The sequence below is a fragment of the Hahella chejuensis KCTC 2396 genome, from assembly GCF_000012985.1.
GTDB lineage: Bacteria > Pseudomonadota > Gammaproteobacteria > Pseudomonadales > Oleiphilaceae > Hahella > Hahella chejuensis.
In genome coordinates this window covers 2,493,437-2,515,984 of sequence record NC_007645.1, presented here as the reverse complement: position 1 = coordinate 2,515,984, position 22,548 = coordinate 2,493,437, and the positions used below count along the sequence as shown (strand labels likewise).

Annotated in this window: 19 protein-coding genes and 2 pseudogenes; 6 read left to right on the top strand and 15 right to left on the bottom strand. The window is 55.7% G+C overall.

Going from position 1 to position 22,548, the window contains the following annotated elements:
* The 3 genes from HCH_RS11150 to tagH all read right to left on the bottom strand — a co-directional run bounded on the left by HCH_RS11150 (position 1) and on the right by tagH (position 4,815).
* Positions 1 to 1,257, bottom strand: coding sequence for an HD-GYP domain-containing protein (locus tag HCH_RS11150; protein WP_011396335.1), 1,257 nt, complete (start codon positions 1,255 to 1,257; stop codon positions 1 to 3).
* Between the two features lie 278 nt (positions 1,258 to 1,535).
* Positions 1,536 to 3,233 carry a methyl-accepting chemotaxis protein gene (locus HCH_RS11145; protein ID WP_011396334.1) on the bottom strand — a complete coding sequence of 566 codons (1,698 nt, stop codon included), beginning with the start codon at positions 3,231 to 3,233 and terminating at the stop codon, positions 1,536 to 1,538.
* A gap of 238 nt (positions 3,234 to 3,471) precedes the next feature.
* A complete protein-coding gene (gene tagH / locus HCH_RS11140) occupies positions 3,472 to 4,815 on the bottom strand; it encodes a type VI secretion system-associated FHA domain protein TagH (protein WP_011396333.1) in 1,344 nt (447 codons plus the stop codon).
* A gap of 251 nt (positions 4,816 to 5,066) precedes the next feature.
* Between tagH and HCH_RS11135 the strand changes: the two genes are divergently transcribed.
* The 6 genes from HCH_RS11135 to HCH_RS34585 all read left to right on the top strand — a co-directional run bounded on the left by HCH_RS11135 (position 5,067) and on the right by HCH_RS34585 (position 8,910).
* Positions 5,067 to 5,885, top strand: a complete 819-nt coding sequence (locus HCH_RS11135) for a TOBE domain-containing protein (protein WP_011396332.1) — start codon at positions 5,067 to 5,069, stop codon at positions 5,883 to 5,885.
* Positions 5,886 to 5,993: 108 nt separating this feature from the next.
* Complete coding sequence (gene modA / locus HCH_RS11130; RefSeq protein WP_011396330.1) at positions 5,994 to 6,761, top strand: molybdate ABC transporter substrate-binding protein; 768 nt, start codon at positions 5,994 to 5,996, stop codon at positions 6,759 to 6,761.
* 62 nt (positions 6,762 to 6,823) lie between these two features.
* Positions 6,824 to 7,516 carry a molybdate ABC transporter permease subunit gene (modB, locus tag HCH_RS11125; RefSeq protein ID WP_011396329.1) on the top strand — a complete coding sequence of 231 codons (693 nt, stop codon included), beginning with the start codon at positions 6,824 to 6,826 and terminating at the stop codon, positions 7,514 to 7,516.
* Positions 7,513 to 8,589, top strand: coding sequence for a molybdenum ABC transporter ATP-binding protein (gene modC, locus HCH_RS11120; RefSeq protein WP_011396328.1), 1,077 nt, complete (start codon positions 7,513 to 7,515; stop codon positions 8,587 to 8,589). The genes modB and modC overlap by 4 nt, the downstream gene beginning before the upstream one ends.
* Positions 8,590 to 8,611: 22 nt before the next feature.
* Positions 8,612 to 8,764 (top strand): hypothetical protein, encoded by a 153-nt coding sequence (locus HCH_RS34590; protein WP_202945301.1) that lies wholly within the window; start codon positions 8,612 to 8,614, stop codon positions 8,762 to 8,764.
* Entirely contained in the window at positions 8,761 to 8,910 is a 150-nt protein-coding gene (locus HCH_RS34585) for a hypothetical protein (RefSeq protein WP_202945300.1), read from the top strand. The genes HCH_RS34590 and HCH_RS34585 overlap by 4 nt, the downstream gene beginning before the upstream one ends.
* Before the next feature lie 56 nt (positions 8,911 to 8,966).
* On the opposite strand, the gene cysG is transcribed toward HCH_RS34585, so the two are convergent.
* The 12 genes and pseudogenes from cysG to folC form a co-directional block, all read right to left on the bottom strand.
* Positions 8,967 to 10,376 carry a siroheme synthase CysG gene (gene cysG, locus HCH_RS11110; RefSeq protein WP_011396326.1) on the bottom strand — a complete coding sequence of 470 codons (1,410 nt, stop codon included), beginning with the start codon at positions 10,374 to 10,376 and terminating at the stop codon, positions 8,967 to 8,969.
* 8 nt (positions 10,377 to 10,384) lie between these two features.
* Positions 10,385 to 11,668, bottom strand: a complete 1,284-nt coding sequence (gene serS / locus HCH_RS11105; RefSeq protein WP_011396325.1) for a serine--tRNA ligase — start codon at positions 11,666 to 11,668, stop codon at positions 10,385 to 10,387.
* A gap of 23 nt (positions 11,669 to 11,691) precedes the next feature.
* Positions 11,692 to 12,075 carry a fluoride efflux transporter CrcB gene (gene crcB / locus HCH_RS11100; RefSeq protein ID WP_011396324.1) on the bottom strand — a complete coding sequence of 128 codons (384 nt, stop codon included), beginning with the start codon at positions 12,073 to 12,075 and terminating at the stop codon, positions 11,692 to 11,694.
* A gap of 27 nt (positions 12,076 to 12,102) precedes the next feature.
* Entirely contained in the window at positions 12,103 to 13,449 is a 1,347-nt protein-coding gene (locus HCH_RS11095) for a replication-associated recombination protein A (RefSeq protein ID WP_011396323.1), read from the bottom strand.
* Positions 13,446 to 14,075 carry an outer membrane lipoprotein chaperone LolA gene (gene lolA / locus HCH_RS11090; protein ID WP_011396322.1) on the bottom strand — a complete coding sequence of 210 codons (630 nt, stop codon included), beginning with the start codon at positions 14,073 to 14,075 and terminating at the stop codon, positions 13,446 to 13,448. The genes HCH_RS11095 and lolA overlap by 4 nt, the downstream gene beginning before the upstream one ends.
* Positions 14,076 to 14,080: 5 nt before the next feature.
* A pseudogene (locus tag HCH_RS35195) lies at positions 14,081 to 15,664 on the bottom strand (DNA translocase FtsK); the annotation flags it as partial.
* A gap of 408 nt (positions 15,665 to 16,072) precedes the next feature.
* A pseudogene (locus HCH_RS35190) lies at positions 16,073 to 16,573 on the bottom strand (DNA translocase FtsK 4TM domain-containing protein); the annotation flags it as partial.
* A gap of 242 nt (positions 16,574 to 16,815) precedes the next feature.
* Positions 16,816 to 18,039, bottom strand: coding sequence for an O-succinylhomoserine sulfhydrylase (locus HCH_RS11080; RefSeq protein ID WP_011396319.1), 1,224 nt, complete (start codon positions 18,037 to 18,039; stop codon positions 16,816 to 16,818).
* Positions 18,040 to 18,240: 201 nt separating this feature from the next.
* The gene (gene purF, locus HCH_RS11075) at positions 18,241 to 19,761 is read right to left on the bottom strand and encodes an amidophosphoribosyltransferase (RefSeq protein ID WP_011396318.1); all 1,521 of its coding nucleotides are present in this window, start codon (positions 19,759 to 19,761) and stop codon (positions 18,241 to 18,243) included.
* Between the two features lie 44 nt (positions 19,762 to 19,805).
* Positions 19,806 to 20,294, bottom strand: coding sequence for a CvpA family protein (locus tag HCH_RS11070; RefSeq protein WP_011396317.1), 489 nt, complete (start codon positions 20,292 to 20,294; stop codon positions 19,806 to 19,808).
* Positions 20,295 to 20,392: 98 nt separating this feature from the next.
* Positions 20,393 to 21,169: an SPOR domain-containing protein gene (locus HCH_RS11065; protein ID WP_011396316.1), complete on the bottom strand. Its 777-nt coding sequence runs from the start codon at positions 21,167 to 21,169 to the stop codon at positions 20,393 to 20,395.
* 77 nt (positions 21,170 to 21,246) lie between these two features.
* Complete coding sequence (gene folC, locus HCH_RS11060; RefSeq protein WP_011396315.1) at positions 21,247 to 22,539, bottom strand: bifunctional tetrahydrofolate synthase/dihydrofolate synthase; 1,293 nt, start codon at positions 22,537 to 22,539, stop codon at positions 21,247 to 21,249.
* Positions 22,540 to 22,548: the final 9 nt, after the last annotated feature.

Here is a 22,548-nt window from a genome sequence, read left to right as displayed (position 1 = left end):
TCAGTCGTCGTATTCGGCGAGCCGCAGCCCTTTCTTCACGTAGTTCTCCAAACGCACGCCAAAAGCGCCGTTGGGGTGGATTTCCTTGATGCGCAAGGGCTTGCCGGCATCGGTGAGGCAGTTAACGGAAAGATCGAGAATGGCTTCTTTGCGCAGTTGCTTTTTCTCATCCAGCACCAGTAAAACCTTGGGCTTGAGGCGATGTTCATTACTGGAGCGGACGATGATTCCCACTTCGCCGCTATTGAGTTCGGCGATGTGGCCCGCTGGATACACCCCCATGGTTTTGATAAAGAACTCCGCCACTTCCAAGTCGAAGTGCTTGCCTCTCACGTCATAGATGATGCGCAGAGACTCCAGCGCGGACATGGGATCTTTATAGACCCGGGCGGAAGTCATGGCGTCATAGGCGTCCACGACGCCGACGATTTTCGCCTTGAGTGGAATCTGATGCGCCGCCAACCCTCGCGGATAACCGGTGCCATCCACTTTTTCATGATGGCTGTAGGCCACGTCAACGGCGCTCTTGGGCGCAGAGGACAAAGAGATAAGAATATCCCGGCCGTACTGGGAGTGCTGTTTCATGATCTCAAATTCATCCTTGTCCAGACTGCCTGGTTTATTGAGAATTTCATCCGGCACTTTCACCTTGCCCACGTCATGCAGCATGCCGCAAACGCCGATATCCACCATTTCGGGCTCGTTGAACCCCATTTCCCGTCCGATAATGATGGATAGCACGCAGACCCGCAGACAATGCTCTGCGGTGTAATCATCCTTATCCTTGATCAGAGACAGCCATTGCAGTGCGTTAGGATTACGCATGATGCTGTCGACGATATCCGTTACGGCGACGGTTACCGCCTTCATGTCGATATCCCGCCCCAGCTTGACGGCGCGGAACACATCATGAATCGTCTGCTTGGCCTGCCCCATGGAATTGGCCGCTTTGGTGAGCTCACGATAGGCGGGCGCTTTGTGCACCAGACGCGTCTTTTCTTTCTTCACCCGAGTACGGATCTTTTTACCGCTGGGCGCGGTGACGGTTTTCTCTTCCTCCACCACTTCCGTTTCCGCCTGCACAAAGACGAACTCGCATTGCGCTTGCAGTTCCTGAATGTCGCGCCAGTCGTAAATGAAAAAGCCCTGATAAACGAACCGGGTTTCTTCCCAGGGACGGTCCAATTGCGCCACATACATGCCGACCTGAAGTTCGGACACAGAAATTTTGACAAGGGATCGGCTATTTTGCGGCATCAATGACACGGGATTCTCATAGGCTTCGTTACGGACTGTCTCGCAGCGCTGCAGTCTTTTTCAGTCTAGCAAAAGATGGGCGCAGACCCTCAGCAACAAGAGCGCGAAAAGCCAGACATTTTAGCGGAGACGCCCCCATGTGTATAAGAAAATGCCGTCGCGGTGGCGATGGGAGACCGCAGTTTAACGCCGGATAAGCGGGTCGCGCGCGGACGAAGCCATGTATGAGGCCAAACGCCAAAGCCGCAACGCATTTGTGGTGCTGGAGATGGAATCTATCAAGGCAACTTGAAGACCTGAATTTTACTCTGTAGTCCACGGGTCAACTGGCTTAAGGATTTCGCCTTTTCCTCCAAGGCGCGCAGATCCTGAGTGGTTTCTTCCGCCAAATCTCTGACCGCCCCGACGCTTTGGTCAATGGAGCCAATGGTCGCCGATTGCTCTTCCGTGGCGGAAGCGATTTGCAGACTCAGATTGTTGATGGCGTCTATGCTGGAGGCGATCTGCTCCAGCGACTTCATGGTTTGCGCCACTGACTCACTGCTGCGGGACACCTCTCCGAGGCCGTTACTCATTGAAGTAACGGTATTGTCCATGCCTTCTCTCAGTTTGGCGATGTTGGATTCGATTTCTCCCGTCGATTCCTGCGTACGTTTGGCCAGCGTTCTCACTTCGTCCGCCACCACGGCGAATCCACGCCCCTGCTCGCCCGCGCGGGCCGCTTCGATCGCCGCATTAAGCGCGAGGAGATTGGTCTGCTCGGCGATGCTTTTGATAACCTGAAGGACATTCTCAATCTGGGAAAACTCTTGCGACAGCGCGTTGACCTGGCCGGAGGCGTCGTCGAAGCAGGTTTTCAAGCGCTTCATGTTGTTGATGGACTGCCGCCCCACTCCGTTGGCGGTGGCGGCGTATTCCGTCGCTTCCGCAACGGACGTCTTGGCTTCATTGGTGGACGCGGCCACCTCCTCCATTGCAGCGGTCATTTCGGTAATCGCGGTCGCCACCATATCCGTTTCGTTCGCCTGCCTCTCGATTCTGGCGTTGGAGTCCGCGGTCAGGCGGGCGACGATGGAGGAGTCGTCCGCCACATGGCTGATCAGGGATCGCGCATCGCCAAGAATATCTCTAAAGCGCCCGACGAGGCTGTTAAAACCTTTCGCCATCATGCCGATCTCATCCTGACTGCCATAATCGGAGCGCAGGGTTAAGTCCGCGTTTTTCTCCACATCGCCAATTAACCGGTACAGGCTCAACACCGGTCTTTCGATCTTCTTGAGTACAACCAGATAACCAACGATGGCGGCGCTGGTCAGCAAAATCAGGAAACAGATCAGCGCCAGGATAATATCCGATACCGTATTCTGAATACCGGAAAGCTGCTGACTGGTCCGCGCCTCCAGCGCTTTGAAAAACTCATCAATGGGACGCATGATTTTGGCTTTCTCACGGTGATAGTCCTGGCCATGCATCAGCTCTCTGGCGCGCTCCGGATTTCCGCTTTCCACCGCCTTCATCGCCTCGACTTCCAGATTCACCAGTCCATCCGAGTTATTCTGCGCCTCTTTGAGCAGATCAAATTCTTTTTTCGAGAAGCCAAGATTCTCCATCATCTTTTGCAGAGAAATCATATCGCCGTCCGGCTTGGGTTTATCCCCCGCATTCAACACCAGGTCCCAGTAAATACGATGATATTCCTCCGGACGGGATTTGACGCCATTACGAATATCCAGAACCGCTTGATACATGTCCTTATATTTGGATTCGCCAGTCACCACATAGGTTCGCGCCAGCCGGGTCAGGTCGTCCGAACTCTGCCGCAATTCATCCGCCCGCTGATAGGAAGCGTAGCGGTTTTCCGTGGTCTGTTTCAGCGACGACACTTCCGAGCGCAGGTAAAACGCCAACAGAAAGTTGGCCAGGGTGCTGGCGATTATCACACCGAAAATGGTCAGGAATAACGGACGAATCTTCATAGTGCATTCTTCCTCGTCTGGAATACATCTCGCCCTGAGGAACACATACCATTCGTATGACCGCCATACTGCGATACAGCGCATATCGCAGGACAGAGCAATGACGCCCCTGGGACTCGTTTATGTTGGAAAAGTATAGAACAAAAATACAGGAGGGGATTGAGAGCGCGGCGCAACAAGCCTGTCAGAACAAATGCGCCCGCCACCGCGGGCGCATTAAGGAAAACGATGCTGACGCTCACATATCGTCATCGTCCGTTTTGTTATTCCTGCGCTGCGCCTTGAGCTGGTTGAAATAGAACTCGTAGCTGTTGGCGAAGTCTTCCGAGAACTTACCTTGAAACGCCTGCTCTTCGTCTTTGCGCAGTTTGTTGTAGGCTTTCAGATATTCATCCCAGTACTTGCGATGATTGCCGCCAAACCAGGGCTGTCCATGCTTGTTGTCGATATGTTTGACGATCTGCTCTGGATCGAGAGATTTGATGATGCGGGTGTATAGTCCGCGCACAGACTTGTACAGCGCACGCTGGTGATCGCGGATATCGGCGAACGCTTCTTTCATCGCCTCGTCGGCGGACAGATAAGTCGTCCCCTGCTTCAGCAACAGATTTTCCAACGCCACTTCGGGAGTGGGTGAAAACTTGAGGGGGTTGTTTTCCGCCACGCGAATCTGAGTCTGATTAATGCGCAGCTCATTCTTCAGCGACTGCTTTTCGCGCAAAGTCGTAAGCACGCCCTCCACCGCCTCACGCAGCAGATCCATAGACTTATCAACAACCTGCTTATGCGCCTCTTCCGTCAGCGTCATCATGCCCAAAGCCTGGGTCAGCCAATCCGGGGTCATGTCCTTTTTGCTGAACTGCGAGGTCTGCTCATCCACTTCAGGAGTCCTCGCTTCTTCTGCGGCGGGTTCCGCTGTGGGTTCAAACTCATCATCAAGCGCCGCCTCCGCGTCTCGCGACGCAGCGTGATTCACCAGCGTCGGCGCTTCCACATCTTCAATGATTTCCGCGTCCAGGATGCCGTCATCCATGTCCGCCGCGCTCTGTGGCTCCAGGTCGCCCTGCATTTCCGCCTCCACCTGCTCCGGCGGCACGGCGGTGGTATTCGCCGCATGCTGGTAGACCGGCCAGGGCTCCTGACCGGACCCAATCCAGTCATCTAAATCTGACATAGCGGTCTGAGAAGCAATATCGGATGAAATTCGGGTCGCCTCGATATCCGAGTCAGGCGCAAACATCTGCGTACGGTCGTCGCTGGGCTCCGCCAGTTCTACTTGCAGCTCATACTGCCCAAGCATCAGGCGGTCGCCGTTCTTGAGCGGCTCTGGGTGGCCTTTGATAAGCGGATGCCCCAGATGATTCAGATAACTGCCGTTAGTGCTGATATCGATAAAGCTGTATCGACTTCCGTCGAACTCGATCCGTCCGTGGTCCGAGGATACATACCGATTGGCGTCCGGCAGCACCAGGGAGTTCGTGGTCGATCTCCCTATGGTCGCGCCGTCTTTGCCGACGGTAACAGTCACCCCAGACATGTCGCTTCCGGGGGGACATTTAGTCACTTTGAGGATGAGTTCCATTTACTTTTTCACTGTTCTTAAATTTTAGACAAAACATCAGGCGTATAAGCGCCAAACGAAGGCGAAATCAGTCATTCTTTTTTCACAAAGTTTACGGCGGCGGCGAAGGGTCATGCAATGCCTATCCCCTCGCAATCCCCTGTCGCCGCTTAGGTGAGAGTTGATCGCGTCAGCGTTATATAGAATACTATATAGCGCTGACAGGGCCCCCGCGCCCATTTTTCTATCGTCACCAACGCCTACTGTTAACTATGAGTGAAAATAACGACAACGCCAGGGTTTTGGAGCTCGCCGGAGAATTCTGGCTTAACCAGAACGTGCGCGGCGTACAAGGCGGCTCTCGCATCGCCTTGTTGGAGCATATCGACAGCGCCGGCTCCATCACCAAGGCGGCCAAGCTTACCGGAATCAGCTACAAAACCGCCTGGGACGCCGTGGACGCAATGAACAACCTGTCGCCGCGTCCACTGGTTGAGCGCGCGACTGGAGGCAAGCACGGCGGTGGGGCGCGTTTGACTCCCCAGGGTCACAAGCTGGTATCCGCCTACCGGGCGATGGAAACACACTACTCAGCTTTATTAAGCCGCCTACAACGGGACATTGACGATTTTGACGATATTCATGGAGTGCTTCAGGCCATGGCGATGAAAACCAGCGCGCGCAATCAGTTTCGAGGAGTCGTCAGTCGCGTGCAGTCCGGCGCAGTCAATGCGGAGGTCGCCCTTGATCTGGGAGACGGCCTGGAACTGGTGGCGGTGGTGACCCGGGAGTCAGTTCAGGACCTGGGTCTGACGCCGGGACGCACAGCAACCGCGATCATTAAATCCAGTTTTGTCATTCTGGCGACGGATGAGACCTTACGACTGAGCGCCCGCAACCGTCTATGCGGCGTCGTCAGCGACATCCGGCGCGGTCAGGTGAACGCGGAGGTGCACGTGCGCTTGAACGGGGACCGGACCCTGACCGCCGTCATCACGGAACAAAGCCTGGAAGACCTGGGGCTTACGCATGGCGCACCCTGTCAGGCTTACGTTAAGGCGTCCCATATTATTCTGGCCATCAATCAATGACGCGCGCCGTCGCACAGTGCGCCAAGCGCTCTACGACGCAGCATCGGCGACGCCGCCAAAAACGCCGCCCTGTGAACCAGGACCAAACACCACAAAAAGGATCTGTACATGTTGACACGCTTTACTCTCGTTCGCGCTTTCTCGGCGACGATCATCGCTTTGTTTCTGGCGTCGCACGCCCATGCAGGCGAGGTATTGGCGGCGGTGTCCGCCAATTTTACCTCCACCATTCAGGCTCTGGCTCCGGATTTCGAGGCGCAGACCGGTCATCGCCTCAAACCCAGCTTCGGCTCTACCGGCAAACTTTACGCGCAGATCACCCATGGCGCGCCCTTTGAAGTGTTCCTGGCGGCGGACGACGTGCGCGGCAAAAAGACGATAGAGGCCGGAGTCGGCGTCCCAGGGAGCAATTTCGTCTACGCCAGTGGACGCCTGGCGCTATGGAGTCTAGAGCCCGTCCCTGGCGAGGATGGTCGCCAGTGGCTGGAGATCAACAAAGGCAAGCTCGCTGTCGCCAATCCCAAAACCGCGCCTTATGGCGCCGCCGCCATTCAAGCCATGCAGTCACTCAAGCTTTACGACTCCTTGCAGCCTCAGTTGGTGTTTGGAGAAAACATCTCGCAAACCTATCAATTCGTTTACAGCGGCGCAGCGACTTTGGGATTCGTAGCGTTGTCGCAGGTGATCGCTATGGATGAAGCTGAGCGCGGCGCTTACTGGCTGGTTCCTCAATCCCTGTATACGCCGATCCGGCAAGAGGGTGTGTTGTTGTCCAAAGGCCAGGATAATCCGGCGGCGGTGGCGTTTATCGACTACCTGAAATCCCCCCGCGCCCGCTCGATTATCGAATCCTTTGGTTACAATGTTGAAGAATAAGGAGAAATGCCGATAATGACGCCCTATTTCATCCCGATATCCGGCATAAGGAACTTGATTAGATGAATGCAGTGGGCGTCCAGGGGCTGGTCGACTGGCAGGCGGTGTGGATCACGCTGAAACTGGCGGGGCTGACCACCCTCATCCTGATGGCTCTGGGTACCGCTATCGCCTGGGGATTGGCGCAGAGTCGGCACTGGAGCAAACGTCCGCTGGAGGCGATTATCTCTCTGCCTTTGGTGCTGCCGCCGACAGTGCTGGGTTTCTATCTGTTACTGTTGCTGGGCCCCAAAGGCCCTATTGGAGAAATCACCCAGGCTCTGGGATTGGGCGTGCTGCCCTTCACTTTTCCCGGCCTGGTGGTCGCTTCCGTTATTTATTCGCTGCCCTTCGCCGTGCAACCTATTCAGAACGCCTTCGAAACTCTCGGCGCCCGCCCGTTGGAGGTCGCCGCCACCTTGCGCGCCTCCCCCTGGGATAGATTCATGACTGTCGCATTGCCGCTGTCCCGCTCCGGCCTTATCACCGCCGCCGTGCTGGTGTTCGCTCACACTATTGGTGAATTCGGCATCGTGCTCATGATCGGCGGCGCTATCGCTGGCGAGACCAAAGTCCTGTCGGTGGCCATATATGATCATGTGGAGGCCATCGAATACACACAGGCTAATATTCTCTCCGCCGGTATGCTGATCTTTTCCTTCACAGTGCTGCTGGCGCTGCAGATTATCCGCAAGCCGGCGAAGGTGATTTCATGAACGACGATATCTCTGCGTCTTTCTTCTCCCACAGAGGGGATTTCACCCTGGATGTCGCGTTCCACACGCCGGGGCAAGGCGTCACCGCACTGTTTGGTCGCTCCGGCTCCGGCAAGACCACGCTGCTGCGTTTTATCGCCGGCCTGGAGCGGGCGGAAAAAGGGGCCTTGCAAATCAAGGATGAGGTCTGGCAGAGCGCCGACCTTTTCGTGCCGCCGCATCGTCGCGCCCTTGGCTATGTGTTTCAGGAGCCAAGCCTGTTCGCGCATTTATCGGTCATGGATAACCTGCTCTACGGCCACCAGCGCATTCCGCAATGGGAACGCAGGGTGGCGCCGGAAGAAGTCATTCGCTGGCTTGAACTGGAGCCGCTGATTGGACGCAATACGCAATCACTGTCCGGCGGGCAGCGCCAACGGGTGGCCATTGGCCGCGCTCTGCTTACCAGCCCGAAACTGCTATTGATGGACGAGCCACTGGCCAGTCTGGATTTACAGAGCAAGGAAGAGATCCTTCCCTATCTGGATGAGCTGTTCCAGCAGTTGGACATTCCCGTTTTCTATGTCAGCCACTCGCCTGATGAAGTCATGCGTCTGGCTTCGCATCTGGTGCTGCTGGACCATGGATGCGTCCGCGCCGGCGGCCCCATCAACGAGCTGCTCACCCGCCCTGACCTGCCCCTGGCGCACCTGGAAGAAGCCAGCGCCGTCGTACACGCCACTATCCAGGCCCATGACCTGGAATATCACCAGACCCTGTTGAGCGTGCCCGGCGGCGTCTTGGCGGTGCATCATAAACAAGGCCCCATCGGCCAGCAGGTCAGGCTGCGCATACACGCCAAGGATGTGAGTCTGGCGCTGAAGCCGCCGGAGTTGAGCAGCATCTCCAACTGCATTCCCGTCAAGGTCATCGATATCAATGTGGACCGAGAGCCGTCCCAGGTAGTGGTGCGTTTGGCCCTGGGCGAAGAAACCATCCTATCCCGGGTCACCCGCCGCTCCATTGACCAGCTGAATATCGAGAGAGGCATGTCAGTGTTCGCCCAGGTGAAAAGCGTAGCCTTGATTGACTAACCCCTTTGGAAAAGAAGACCTAATGGAAACAAGAGAACTGGAGCGCTTCATGGGGCTGGCTATCGCGGAAGGCCGAAAAGCCATCGCGCACTGCCGCCCTAACCCGCCGGTGGGTTGTGTGTTGGCGCTCAAGCGCTGGTTAAGCGAGACATACGTACTTTGTATGTCGGCATGATCGACCCTCATCCGAAAAATCGCGGGGCCGGCATTGATATCCTCAAACAAGCGGGGGTAGACGTCGTGGTGGGATTACTGGAAAACGAGGTGCGGAAGGAGCTTGAGGCGTATTTGTGGCGTCCGGATAACGGGGAAAGCCGCTGAGAGCCCATCAAGGCGGCTCAGGCCCCGCCTAACACAGCGGAGCCTGTACTCAGTATTTAATCCATCCAGCGCAAACGATCACGCAAGGTCACGACATCGCCGATAATAATGATGGTTGGGCCAGGAATCTGCTGCTCTTCCACCTTCTTGGCGATATTGCCCAACTCGCCCACCAGCACCTGTTGATCCGGCAGAGTCCCCCTGGATACCAGAGCGATTGGCGTTGACGGCTTCATACCATGGGCGATCAGCTCACGACTGATAATCGGCAGCCCCACCAGCCCCATGTAAAACACCAGGGTCTGATTATCCTGCACAAACTCATGCCATGGCAGGTCGCAGGTGTCGGACTTCAAATGGCCGGTCACGAAACGCACCGACTGTGAATGATCCCTGTGTGTGAGCGGAATACCGGAGTAAGCCGCACATCCGGAAGCGGCGGTAATTCCGGGCACCACCTGAAACGGGACGCCAGCGTCCGCCAACTGATCGATCTCCTCCCCGCCGCGACCAAAAATAAAGGGGTCGCCGCCTTTAAGACGCAACACCCGTTTTCCCTCCTTGGCCAACTCCACCAACATAGCGTTGATTTCCTGTTGCGGCAGCGTATGGTTGGAGCGGGCTTTGCCCACATTGATACGTTTGGCGTCCCGGCGCACCAGATCCAGAATCTGCGGCGACACCAGACGGTCGTACAACACCACATCAGCCTGACGCATCAAGCGTAGCGCGCGAAACGTCAGCAAATCCGGATCGCCGGGCCCTGCGCCAACCAGATACACTTCACCTGTATCTTTAATCGCGTCCGCCTGTTCACCACTTAACATGTCATCCAGCATCGCCCTGGCTTTGTCCGTGCGCCCGCAAAACACCAGATCAGAAACAACGCCTTCCAACACGGACTCCCAAAAGCGACGCCGTTGATTGATATGACCAAAACGAGACCGAACCTTATCCCTGAACTCCATCGCCAAATCCGCCAGTCTGCCGAAACCATGAGGGATCAGCGACTCAAGTCGGTTGCGCAACAAACGGGTCAATACGGGCGCGCCGCCGGAACTGGTGACGGATACCAGCACCGGATGACGATCGATAATAGAAGGAAAGATAAAACTGCTTAATTCCGGCTGTTCGACGACATTGACCGGAATCCCGCGCGCCTGGGCGGCTTGCGCCACCTGCTGATTCAACATCGCGGAATCGGACGCAGCGACGACAACCGCGCACAGCTGCAACAAATCGGGATGAAAGGGGTCTGGGATAACGGTAATAGCGTTGAGTGCGTCAGCGCTCTCCTTGAGCGCTTTCGCATGCGGGTCGCCCAGGAGCCGGACCTTGGCTCCCGCGCGTAGTAGCAGGTCGGTTTTTCGCACCGCCTGCTCGGTGTCCCCAACTACAAGACACTCCCTGCCCTGTAGATTCATGGATATGGGCAGAAAATCCCAGGTCTGTAGTTGTGTGGACATCAATTACCTCAGTTAGCTGATTTGATCACCTTCACGCCGCCCATGTATGGCTCCAGCACATCCGGCACCAAAATGGAGCCGTCCGCCTGCTGGTAATTCTCCAGCACCGCGATCAGGGTGCGCCCTATCGCCAGTCCAGAGCCGTTCAGCGTATGCACCAGCTCCGGCTTGCCGGTTTCCGGGTTACGCCACCGCGCCTGCATACGACGCGCCTGGAAGTCACGGCAGTTGCTGCAAGAAGAAATCTCGCGGTATTTTTTCTGCGCCGGCAACCAGACTTCGATGTCGTAGGTTTTCGCCGCAGAGAAGCCCAGATCGCCTCCGCACAGCGCCACAACACGATACGGCAGGTTTAATAACTGCAGGATTCGTTCCGCATTGCCGGTCAGCTCTTCCAGAGCTGCATCAGACTGCTCCGGCGCCACCACATGAATCAGCTCCACTTTCTCAAACTGGTGCTGGCGGATCATTCCACGCACATCGCGGCCGTAGCTGCCGGCTTCGCTACGGAAACAAGGGGTATGGCTGGTCATTTTCAGAGGCAGCTCTTTGGCGTCCAGAATCTCTTCACGCACCAAATTGGTGACTGGCACTTCCGCAGTAGGGATCAGATAAAAGTCATGCTCGCCCGGCACTTTAAACAGGTCCGCTTCAAATTTGGGCAGCTGTCCGGTGCCCTGCAATGCATGCGCATGCACCAGAAACGGCGTCATGGTTTCCTGATAACCGTGCTCAGTGGTGTGAATATCCAGCATGAACTGGGCCAGCGCACGGTGCAGTCTCGCCAGTTCGCGGCGCATCACCACAAAACGGGAGCCAGCCAGCTTCGCGCCGCTGTTGAAGTCCAACAGGCCCAAGCTCTCGCCAAGATCAACATGATCCTTGGGCTCGAAATCAAATTCGCGGACGCTTCCCCATTGGCGTACTTCTACGTTGTCGTCTTCACTCGCCCCTTCAGGCACTGAAGCGTCAGGAAGATTGGGAATGCCTTGCAGCAGGTCGTCCAGCTTGTCCTGGATGTCCTGCAGCTCCGCTTTGGCGGTTTCCAGTTGTTCGCCGATTTTAGCCACTTCGTCTTTCAGGGGCTGCGGGTCCTGGCCCTGCTTGATCATCATGCCGATATTCTTCGACTTACTGTTGCGCTCGCTCTGCAGTTCCTCAGTACGGACCTGAACGGACTTGCGCCGCTCTTCTAATTGACTGAACGCATCCACGTCCAGGTCATAGCGTTTGGTCTTTAGTCTGGCAGCCACTTCATCCAGGCTGTTGCGAAGCAATTTTGGATCTAACATGAATTCATCCAGTAATTTTTAAATCAAAGAATAAGCCGGGTCAGAGCGATACCTGCGCTCACGGCGAAGAGGCATAGTATAACGCTCATTAAAATATAGGCGAGGCCTTGCAATAGCTGATCGCTTTGCATCAGGCTCCAGGCTTCCAGCGAAAAGGTGGAAAACGTGGTCAACGCCCCTAAAAAACCCACCATTATCAAAGATCGCAGCTCGGGTTGTCCATGCAGTTTCTCCACCACATACACAAAAGCCGTCCCGAGAAGAAAAGAGCCAAGCAGATTGACCGCCAGCGTGCCCCAGGGAAATTTGGCGCCTGCTACGTTACTGACCCAGGCCACGATTAAATACCGGCTGACGGCGCCAAGCGCGCCGCCAAGAGCAACATACACAAGATGGGGGACGCTCATAATGATCACGGACAGATTTCAGGTGATTCAGGAGCGGTTCTGATACGCTTCGTCCAGACTCCGCAGGTATTCCAGCTTTTCCTTAACTTTGCTTTCCAGTCCCCGCTCCACCGGGTGGTACAGACGCAAGCCGTCCAGCTCTTCGGGCAAATACGTCTCGCCGGCCGCATAGGCTCCGGGTTCGTCATGAGCATAACGGTATTCTTTGCCGTAGCCCATTTCCTTCATCAACTTGGTCGGCGCATTGCGTAAATGAACGGGAACTGGATAATCCGGCGATTCCGCCGCCAATTTCATCGCGGCGTTAAACGCGCTATAGACCGCATTGCTCTTCGGCGCGCACGCCAGATAAACAATCGCCTGCGCAATCGCCAGCTCCCCTTCCGGAGAGCCCAGGCGCTCTTGCACGTCCCAGGCAGAAAGCGCGAGATCCAAACCCCGCGGATCGGCGTTGCCGATATCCTCGCTTGCCATCCGCACCACACGGCGGGCGACGTACAAAGGATCGCAGCCCCCGTTCAGCATACGGGCGAACCAATACAGGGCGCCGTCAGGGTTGGAGCCGCGCACGGATTTGTGCAATGCGGAGATCTGATCGTAGAACGCATCTCCGCCTTTGTCGAAGCGTTTTAGTGAAACCTGCATTACCGACGCCAGAAGCTCACGCGAGAGAATCCCACCCTGCTCGCCCGGGTCCGCCAGATCAGACATGGTTTCAAGTATGTTCAGCGCCTGTCTCGCATCGCCGTTGGCGGCTTCCGCGATCATCCGCAACAGGTCGGCGTCATAGCTCCAGGATGTTTGCCCCAAGCCGTTTTCCGCATCGGACAGGGCTCGCTGCAATAGCGCCGTTAAATCATCAATAGTGAGCGGCTTTAGCGGATACACCCGCGCCCGCGACAACAAGGCGTTATTCAGCTCAAAAGAGGGGTTTTCCGTGGTGGCGCCGATAAACACAAAAGCGCCCTCCTCGACGTAAGGAAGAAAGGCGTCTTGCTGGGATTTGTTGAAACGATGGACTTCGTCCACGAACACAATGGTTTTGCGTCCGCTTTGTGAATTCGCGCGGGCGCGCTGGCTGACCTCTCGGATTTCCTTGACCCCGCTTTGTACGGCGGACAAGGTTATAAATTCTGCGCCGGTGTATCCCGCCACCAGCCGGGCGAGAGAGGTTTTGCCTACTCCAGGCGGCCCCCAGAATATAACCGAGTGCAGTTGATCGCGCTCCAGCGCCTTGCGTAACGGTTTATCTGCATCCAGCAGATGCGTCTGCCCAATATACTCATCAATAACGCGGGGACGCATTCGCGCCGCCAGAGGCGCATACTGCGCACTCCGACGGCGTTCTTCCGATTCAAACAGGTTTAGCGTCAAGGCGCCTCCCGGATAACGTCTACGCCATCGGGAATCTCAAAGTGAAACGCTTTTTCGCTGATAGTTTGATTGACTGAAACCGCAGTGAAAAAAAGACTGGTTTGCTGACCAAGAGAGTCCTTCAGCTTCATACTCACCAGCTGATCATTGACAAAGCTCAGTTGCAGCGTGTCGAACAGAGAGTCAACGCCTTTTGGACGCAGCAGGAAATCCACCTGCCCCGGCTGAGATTCCGGTTGCTGCTCGACCTGATACTGTTCATCAATCTTTCCGACTTCTCCGCTAAGCAGCAGCGCCGGGGTGTTGGAAAGTTGCTGCGACAGGTGCTGAATAGTGACCTGCTCCAGATCCGGATCGTAGATCCAAACCTGTTGACCGTCCGTCACGATGGTCTGCTCCAATGGAGCCCTGGTTTTCCAGAAGAACAATCCCGGGCGCTTGGCCTTCAAAGTGCCGGTTACTTCCTGCAACACCTGCCCGCTTTGAGAACGCATCGTTTGGGTGAAATTGGCGGTAAAGGTTTCTACATTTTTTAAAAGACCGGAGAGCGCATCCACGCCCGCCGCATTCGCCATCATACTGGCGGCGCTCAACGCCGCCACGGAGAGTAGTTTCAATAATTTCATGGATATCAATCTCTAGGAGGAGGTGGAGCCAAAACTTCCCGGGAGCCGTTATGGCCGGCTGACGAGATGACGCCCGCCGATTCCATCGCGTCCACCAGATTGGCCGCCCTGTTGTAACCTATTTTCAGACGACGCTGCACCGCGGATATGGACGCCTTGCGACTTTCCGTCACAAACGCCACAGCCTGATCGAACAGGTCGTCTTTTTCCGTGCCATTGTTATTGTCGCCGCCGCCATCGAAGCTGGCGACAAACTCGCTATCGGTGGCGCCGTCGAGAATTTCATCAAGGTAGTCAGGCTCGCCCCGCTGTTTCCAGTCATCCACCACGCGATGCACTTCATCATCGTCGACAAAAGCGCCATGGACGCGGATAGGCAAACCGGTACCCGGAGGCAAATACAGCATGTCGCCGTGCCCCAGCAGCTGCTCGGCGCCGCCTTGATCCAAAATAGTACGGGAGTCGATCTTGGACGACACCTGAAACGCCATACGGGTTGGCACGTTGGCTTTGATCAGGCCGGTAATGACGTCCACTGACGGACGCTGGGTCGCCAGAATCAAATGAATTCCCGCCGCCCGCGCTTTTTGGGCGATACGGGCGATCAACTCTTCCACTTTTTTGCCGACGATCATCATCATATCAGCGAATTCGTCCACGACCACCACCACGAAGGGCAGCGTGGTCAGCATCGGCGGCTCTTCTTCCAGCGCATTGTCGCCCGGCTTCCACAGCGGGTCGCGAATGGGCTCGCCAGCAGTGATAGCGTCCTTCACGACCTTGTTAAAGCCAGCGATATTCCTCACCCCCATCGCAGCCATGAGACGATAACGACGCTCCATTTCCCCCACACACCAACGCAGCGCATTGGCGGCTTCTTTCATGTCCGTCACTACTGGCGTGAGCAGATGGGGAATACCGTCGTAGATGGACAGCTCCAACATTTTGGGGTCGATCATAATCAACCGCAGCTCTTCAGGCGTCGCCTTGTATAGCATACTGATCAACATGGCGTTCACGCCCACGGACTTACCGGAGCCTGTGGTGCCCGCCACCAGCAAGTGCGGCATTTTCGCCAGATTGGCGACGACCGGATTACCCGCAATATCGTTGCCCAGTCCCAATGACAGGGGCGAGCTGGAATCATCGTAGGCTTTGGAAGACAGCACTTCGCGCAACCGCACGATGTCCCGGTTTTCATTGGGAATTTCAATGCCCACCACGGATTTGCCGGGAATGACTTCCACTACGCGCACGCTGATCACCGCCAGTGAACGGGCAAGGTCCTTGGCCAGATTGCTGATGCGACTGACTTTGACGCCAGGCGCCGGCTGGATTTCAAACCGGGTGATAACCGGACCGGGATTCACCTCCACAACCTCGGCGACGACGCCAAAGTCGTTCAACTTCACTTCCAGCAGGCGCGACATATTTTCCAGCACCTCAGGCGAGTAACCGCCTTTCTTGGAAGATTCGGGCGGATCAAGCAGATTCAGTGACGGCAACGGGCCTTCCGCAAAGTTAAACAGCGAAGGCTGAGACGCGCGCTTGGCCCGCTTGCTATCGCCCCCCGCTTCTTTCTGGAACGGCAGGATCTTGATCTTCTTATCCGCAGGCGTATCGCTATCCACGTCCATGGTGTCGCCCAGACTGGGCTCAACCTTGGCCTCGGCTTTCTTTTTGCCGAATCCCAGTAGAGAGCGTTTCTTGGTCTCTTGTTCTTCAGGGACGTTTACCCGAGAGTCCAGCAACGGAATCCGATCGTCTTCATCGTCGAAGTCTTTCGTTTCCCGTTTCGCCTTTTTAGGCTTGGGAGGCGGAGCCTCGGCTTCTAATCTGACTTTCTCTTCACGACGAGCTTCCGCACGCTCTCCCATCTTCGCTTTCGCAGACGAAAACTCTTCGCCGATGCGACGGAACAACGCCAGAGTCCTGGCGCCGACCCAGTCCATGATCTTAAGCCAGGACAAACCGGTGGCGATGCTGAAACCAAATAAAGACAGCGCCACCCATACCAGCGTGCTGCCAATAATGTTGAACGTGTCAACGGCCATCCCGGCGACTTCCGCGCCGACAATACCGCCAGAGCTGGAATTCAGGCCGCTCACGGAATACATGGTCAGCAGCGAACAGGTGGACAGGACAAGAACGATCAACCCAACGACGCGTATAACCACCATCCACCAATTAATGGGATGACGCATATGACGTTGACGGAACAGTTGCACCGAACGCAGAACAAACAGAAAGGGGAATAAATACGCAACGTAACCGAAGAAATACAGCAATACATCGGAAATCCAGGCGCCGACGCGCCCAGCGTAATTGACCACTTGAGAATGCTGCCCCGTGCTGGTCCAGCCAGGGTCTGATGGATTGTACGAGACCAGGGCCAACACCAGATAAACGGCGATGGTAACACAAGCGATAAGCACGCCCTCGCGGACCCCTTGCTCCAGGTAGCGTTTCGCTCTGTTGTCTTCTATATCTGCTGGCATAAGGATTTTAGCTGGCTAAATATTCAGTAGTGTACACAAGCCGGGAGTCTAGGTGAACCCAGCTTAACCGCGCATTAATAGAATTTAACGCCAAAAATTAAAATTGCGCCCTATCTATTTGTTTATATTGATTTTATTCTAGCTCAGATTGGCGGGAGATGCATTTTTCGACAGGCTGTGGGTCATGTCAGGCGGGATCAGACGGAAAACGCCAGGGCTTTGAGCCGCCCCGGCGGTCGAAATCAAGCGCCCAACGCCGCTGCGCCGGCCAGCAGATCGTCGCGAATATCCTCAAAATCCTCCAGCCCCACGCAGAGACGAATCAGATTCTCGGAAATGCCCGCCAACGCTTTGTCATCATCGGAAAGACGCCCGTGAGTGGTGGTCGCCGGATGCGTCATCGTGGACTTAACGTCTCCCAAGTTAGCAGTGATGGAGATCCACTTGGTGTTGTCGATAAACGCCCAGGCCTGCTCTCTTCCGCCTTTAACTCTGAAGGACAGTACGCCGCCATATCCCTTCTGCTGTCGGGTGGCCAATTCATGTCCGGGATGGTCAGGCAGTCCGCAGTAGTGAACAGTCTCCACCCAGCTTTGTTCATTCAGCCACTGCGCGACTTTCATGCCGTTCTCACAATGCGCCTTCATCCGGATTGGCAGCGTCTCCAGGCCCTTCAGAAACACCCAGGCGTTGAAGGGGCTCATCGTGAAACCGCCGGAGCGCAAGAACGCCAGCACTTCTGACGTTAAAGCCTTATCGCCTACCACCGCGCCGCCCAGGCAACGCCCCTGGCCGTCCAGATACTTAGTCGCCGAATGAATGACTAAATCCGCCCCCAGGCTCAGCGGTTTTTGCAGCACTGGCGTACAGAAACAATTGTCCACCGCCAGCAAAGCCCCATTGGCGTGCGCCAATTGCGCCAGGCTCGCGATATCCGCCACTTCATTCAAGGGATTGGACGGCGTCTCGATAAACAGCAAGCGGGTATTGGGCTTCACCGCCGCCCGCCAGCCTTCCATATCCGTGAGTGGGACAAAAGTGGTCTCCACGCCGAACTTTTTCATGTATTTATCGAACACGGCGTGAGTCGTGCCGAATACGTTACGGGAGCAGATCACATGGTCGCCGCTTTTCAGCAGGGCCATGCAGGCGGACACAATCGCCGCCATGCCGGAAGCAGTCGCCACACAGTTTTCCGCCCCTTCCAGCGCCGCCAGACGCTCTTCAAACATGCGCACGGTGGGATTGGTGTAGCGCGAATAGACATTACCGGGATTATCGCCGGCGAACGTCGCGGCAGCTTCCGCCGCCGACTTGAAAACGTAGCTGGAAGTGGGATAAATCACTTCCGCATGCTCTTGCTCCTGAGTGCGGATCTGTCCCGCGCGAATCGCTTGCGTGGCGTCGCGCCAGTCTACCTCCGGGGGCAACAGAAGCTCACGGGTTTCAGTTTTTCTGCCTGACATCGTTTGTTCCTGGATAAGAAGTGGGACCGCCTGAGGAGAGCAAGTGAGCGCCCTCCCCTATCCGGCGCAATAGTGTTGTTCCGTGCAGTCTATTGAATTGACCGCAGCATGGACAGTAGTGCGACCGAATAGATCGTAGTAAAACTAAATAGACAGTAGAGCGACTGACGCCGGTATGCGACCGGCGTCGTGCACAAGCGATCAGTTGTCGTTGTGCAGGTCCAGGGGCGCTTGCGCCATCATCAGTTCCTGCTCACGCTTGGACTTGCTGCTGTCATTGCGGATAGCCTCCAGTCGCTGGAGATACTCGTCATTCACATCGCCAGTCACATAGTCGCCGTCGAACACAGAGCAATCGAATTTTTCTATATTCGGATTACCTTCCAGAGCACAAGACACCAAGTCTTCCAGGTCCTGATACACCAGCCAATCCGCGCCAATCAATTCCTGCACCTCTTCCGTCGTACGGCCGTGAGCGATCAACTCGTTGGCGGAAGGCATGTCGATGCCATACACGTTGGGATAGCGCACCGCCGGCGCCGCAGAGGCGAAATAGACTTTCTTGGCGCCGGCGTCCCGGGCCATCTGCACGATTTCACGACAGGTGGTGCCGCGCACGATGGAGTCATCCACCAACAGCACGTTCTTGCCGCGGAATTCCAAGGCAATCGGATTCAGCTTCTGGCGCACGGACTTCTTACGCTGGTTTTGGCCCGGCATGATAAAAGTGCGACCAATGTAGCGGTTCTTGATAAAGCCTTCCCGGTATTTCACTCCCAGACTTAACGCCATTTGCATGGCGGAAGTGCGGCTGGTGTCGGGAATCGGCATCACCACATCAATGTCATGATCTGGCCGCAGACGATGGATCTTCTCGGCCAGGTGATCCCCCATGCGCAAACGCGCCTTGTAGACGGAAATGCCGTCCATGATGGAATCGGGTCTGGCGAAGTACACGTACTCGAAAATACAGGGGTTCAGTTTCGGATTTTCCGCGCACTGTTGCGTGTGCAGACTGCCGTCGGTCTCGACGTATACCGCTTCGCCCGGGGCGATGTCCCGTTGCAGCTCGAAGCCCAGCGCGCTGAGCGCCACGCTTTCGGAGGCGATCATGTACTCCGGTCCCTTCGCAGTCTCGCGCTTGCCGAAGCAGGCTGGACGAATACCGTTGGGGTCACGGAACGCGACAATGCCATAGCCGGTAATCATGGCGATGACGGCGTAGGCGCCTTTCACGCGTTTATGAACAGCTTTGACCGCCGCAAACACGTCGTCTTTTTCCGGCACCAGTTTGCCCAGTTTCTGCAGCTCATGAGCGAAAATATTCAGGAGCACTTCAGAGTCGGAGCTGGTGTTGACGTGGCGCAGGTCGGTGCGAAAGATATCGCGCGCCAACTCTTCCGCATTAGTGAGGTTGCCGTTATGAGCCAGCGTAATGCCGTAAGGAGAATTCACATAAAAAGGCTGGGCTTCCGCAGAACTGGAAGAACCCGCCGTGGGATAGCGAACATGGCCGATGCCCACGTTGCCAACCAGACGCATCATATGACGGGTGCGGAACACGTCGCGCACAAGACCGTTGTCCTTTCTCAGGAAAAAACGGTCGTCCTGGAAGGTAACGATTCCCGCGGCGTCCTGGCCACGATGTTGTAACACGGTGAGTGCGTCGTAAAGGTCCTGATTAACATTCGCTTTACCCACAATACCAACAATACCGCACATGTATGGTTACCTCGTCTTTGAATCTCGCGCAAAATTTAAGCGTTTTATGTAAGCATAGACGCTATGGGGTCTCCGAAGACCGACCGCGACCAAGCTTCCAGTTTTTCAAAATGGGGAATTAAGGTCGATTCCGACCACCAAGGGTCCTGTACGACGGGAGTCAGTCGCAACAGCGCCACGACCACGACAACCAACACCACGCCCCGGATCATTCCAAACGCCATACCCAGGGTACGATCGGTACCGGACAGGCCTGTGGACTTCACCAATGCGGAAATCAAATGGTTCAGTAACGCGCCGATGATGAGCGTCACAATGAAAAGTATGACAAAGGCTGCGATCAGCCTGACGGAAGGTACGGAGATAAGCCCTTCCAGCAGCGTGGCCAAATGCACATAAAACATGCGCGCCACAATAAATGCGAGAACCCAGGTAACCAGAGAAAGCGCCTCTTTGACGAAGCCTCTGACCAGGCTGACTACCGTGGATAAACCAATAATTCCAATAATGACCCAATCGGCCCAAATCATCATAGCATCCTGGAAACAGCGTAATTAGCCCCCGTATTTCGAGGGCGCATCATTCTAGCAAAAAGGAGGGTATAGAAAAACTAATGCTTTGTCGCGGCGGACTATTGCCCTGGGCGATATAGCACAACGAGAGAGTTGACTTTGTAGCGCTTGTCCACCTGACTCTTTAGCTTGTCCGCCTGACTGCGCTCCATGACTGGCCCAGCGAAAACTCTGACCAGGTTTTCGCCTTCTGAACTGCGGTATTCCTGAGTAAATGCAGGATGGCCGTCGCCATGTAGCTCGTTGCGGATTTTCAAAGCGCTGTCGCGATTCTTGAAGGTGCCGATCTGGATCGACCATGCGGCGGGAGACTTGTCCTTATCAAGACTGTAATCTTTAGGCGCTTCTTTGGTCTCGCTCTTGACGCTGGCTGCAGGAGTCGCCGCAGCTACCGTCGTGACAGGCTTCTCTTCCTTCTTCACCGCTGGTTTTGGCTCTGGCTTAGGTTCAGGCTTCGTCTCTACGACTTTTTCCTGAGCCGGCTCCGGTACAGAAGTCGCTGGTTTAGATTCGTTCATTTGAGGCATCTCCGCAATCGCCGCCTCTTGGGCGATCTCTTCTGCGGAACCGGAAATCCTGGAAGCTTCGTCGGCAACGGAATCGCCGGTCTGCGCATTTGCCGACTGCGTCGGCGATTCAGCGTTGGCGTCGCCTGTGCTTAGTTGCGGCGCTTTTGCTTCTTCGATAGTGAAATTGGGCGTTTCCGGCTTATCAGGAATGATAATAATCTGAGATGTCTTTTCCTGCTGCGCGTTATCAAACAACATGGGCAGAAATATGACCGCCAGAGACACCAGCACAATAGCGCCGACAATACGCTGCTTTAATCCATCCATAGAAAAACCTTGAGACTGTAAATAGAAATCATGATGGAAAAAACCAAATGGATTAAAAGACTGTGGAGACGATCCGCTTAGCCGCCGTCTCCCTCATCGGTTCCCATCATACCGTTTTGAAAAATTTCCGCTACGGTGAAAAAAGAACCGAAAGCGACAATGCGCCCATCTGAACCCGCTTCGGATGTCGCCTGGGCCAGACACTCCGATAAGGAAGCACAGGTTTGCAGCGGCGCCGATTGGTTCCGTTCGACCAGTTCCGCCAGTTGCGCCAGCGGCATAGCCCGATCCACATTGAGAGGAAAGACAATCCAGCGGTCGAATACGCCAGCAAGCTCTTTTACGATACCCGCCACATCTTTATCTTTCAGTGCAGAAAACACCGCGATTTGCGGCTTCTTAACTGGCAATCCACCCAGCCATTGCTTGAGATAGCGCGCGGCGTGAGGGTTATGCCCCACATCGGCGTATACCTCTGGGTCACGGCGCAGCAACTGGAACCGTCCCGGAACTTTGACGCCGGCGATTACAGCGGCGACCTGGGATTCAGACAGTGGAAAGTCGAGCAGCATGGCGACCTGCATCGCCGCCGCCATATTGGCCATAGGCAGGCCATTATCACTCAGGCCGTCAACAACAATGTCCGCATGCTTGCGGCGACCACGCCATTGCAAGGCTTGCGACGCGTCGCCAGTGCGCTCGAGAGTAAAGTCCTGACGCCAGATGAAGGTTGCGCAGCCCAGTTTCCCAGCCACGTCCACCACACTGGTAGGCGGAGCCTCTTCGGCAATGATCAGAGGGATGCCCGGCCTCAGAATACCGGCCTTTTCACGACCGATGTCTTCACGGGACTCACCCAGCCATTCCTGATGATCCAGATCCACGCTGGTGATCACCGCCAAATCCGGATCAACAATGTTAACCGCATCCAGGCGTCCGCCCAGGCCGACTTCCAGCAGAACCAAATCCAGCCTGGCTTGCTGGAATAAATAGAAGCCCACCAGAGTGGTGAACTCGAAATAGGTCAGCGCCGTTTGACCGCGGGCCGATTCGACGGCGGCGAACGCCGCCTCAAGCGCCTCATCGCTGACATCAACGCCATTAATGCGCACGCGCTCGTTAAAACGTAGAATATGGGGCGAGGTGTAAGCGCCGACAGTTTTACCAGCAGCGAGCGCAAGCGCCTCTACCGCCGCCAACGTAGACCCCTTGCCGTTGGTTCCCGCAATAGTTACGACGGTTTTCGCCAGCCTGGCGTTGCGACAAAGTCGGCGGAATACGTCATTGACGCGGTCCAGCCCCATTTCGATAACTTGACTATGCAGTTGCGAAACATAGTCAAGCCAGTCAGACAGTCTTCGAGGTTCCATATTCCTTAT

Bases quoted from the DNA above. Each gene is read 5' to 3' on its own strand.
- modC (WP_011396328.1), top strand. From the start codon at position 7,513: ATGAACGACGATATCTCTGCGTCTTTCTTCTCCCACAGAGGGGATTTC.
- tagH (WP_011396333.1), bottom strand. From the start codon at position 4,815: ATGGAACTCATCCTCAAAGTGACTAAATGTCCCCCCGGAAGCGACATG.
- purF (WP_011396318.1), bottom strand. From the start codon at position 19,761: ATGTGCGGTATTGTTGGTATTGTGGGTAAAGCGAATGTTAATCAGGAC.
- modB (WP_011396329.1), top strand. From the start codon at position 6,824: ATGAATGCAGTGGGCGTCCAGGGGCTGGTCGACTGGCAGGCGGTGTGG.
- cysG (WP_011396326.1), bottom strand. From the start codon at position 10,376: ATGTCCACACAACTACAGACCTGGGATTTTCTGCCCATATCCATGAAT.
- HCH_RS11070 (WP_011396317.1), bottom strand. From the start codon at position 20,294: ATGATGATTTGGGCCGATTGGGTCATTATTGGAATTATTGGTTTATCC.
- HCH_RS11145 (WP_011396334.1), bottom strand. From the start codon at position 3,233: ATGAAGATTCGTCCGTTATTCCTGACCATTTTCGGTGTGATAATCGCC.
- HCH_RS11080 (WP_011396319.1), bottom strand. From the start codon at position 18,039: ATGTCAGGCAGAAAAACTGAAACCCGTGAGCTTCTGTTGCCCCCGGAG.
- HCH_RS34590 (WP_202945301.1), top strand. From the start codon at position 8,612: ATGGAAACAAGAGAACTGGAGCGCTTCATGGGGCTGGCTATCGCGGAA.
- lolA (WP_011396322.1), bottom strand. From the start codon at position 14,075: ATGAAATTATTGAAACTACTCTCCGTGGCGGCGTTGAGCGCCGCCAGT.
- HCH_RS11065 (WP_011396316.1), bottom strand. From the start codon at position 21,169: ATGGATGGATTAAAGCAGCGTATTGTCGGCGCTATTGTGCTGGTGTCT.
- crcB (WP_011396324.1), bottom strand. From the start codon at position 12,075: ATGAGCGTCCCCCATCTTGTGTATGTTGCTCTTGGCGGCGCGCTTGGC.
- folC (WP_011396315.1), bottom strand. From the start codon at position 22,539: ATGGAACCTCGAAGACTGTCTGACTGGCTTGACTATGTTTCGCAACTG.
- HCH_RS34585 (WP_202945300.1), top strand. From the start codon at position 8,761: ATGATCGACCCTCATCCGAAAAATCGCGGGGCCGGCATTGATATCCTC.
- HCH_RS11150 (WP_011396335.1), bottom strand. From the start codon at position 1,257: ATGCCGCAAAATAGCCGATCCCTTGTCAAAATTTCTGTGTCCGAACTT.
- modA (WP_011396330.1), top strand. From the start codon at position 5,994: ATGTTGACACGCTTTACTCTCGTTCGCGCTTTCTCGGCGACGATCATC.
- serS (WP_011396325.1), bottom strand. From the start codon at position 11,668: ATGTTAGATCCAAAATTGCTTCGCAACAGCCTGGATGAAGTGGCTGCC.
- HCH_RS11135 (WP_011396332.1), top strand. From the start codon at position 5,067: ATGAGTGAAAATAACGACAACGCCAGGGTTTTGGAGCTCGCCGGAGAA.